General features: G+C 58.3%; 1 protein-coding gene. It reads right to left on the bottom strand.

Features of this window, described 5'->3' with window-relative positions:
- Positions 1-283, bottom strand: a 283-nt coding sequence (locus tag P0D68_RS35570; protein WP_408303754.1) for an NAD(P)/FAD-dependent oxidoreductase, incomplete at both ends; no start/stop codon positions are given.

The following is a 283-nucleotide window of genomic DNA, read 5'->3' as shown; positions in this document are numbered from 1 at the left end:
TTCCATGCCGAGCTGGAAGTTCTCAGTCGGTTCACCATCCTTGCCGATGCCCAGGTTGCCAGTCGCGACGCCTTTGACCGAACCGTCGTCGTTATAGAGGATTTCAGCCGCCGGGAAGCCCGGGAAAATCTCCACACCTAGCGCCTCAGCCTGCTGACCCAGCCAGCGCGTCACATTCGCGAGACTGATCACGTAATTGCCGTGATTCTTGAAGTTATCCGGCAGCGCCCAGACCGGCACGCTCTTCGAACCGGTTTCGGTCAGGAACAGGAACTTGTCCTCA

Origin of the sequence: Paraburkholderia sp. RL17-380-BIE-A (genome assembly GCF_046028085.1) — a bacterium.
Lineage (GTDB): Bacteria > Pseudomonadota > Gammaproteobacteria > Burkholderiales > Burkholderiaceae > Paraburkholderia.
Note: the sequence above shows the minus strand (reverse complement) of the source record. Positions and strands in the feature narration are given on the sequence as shown.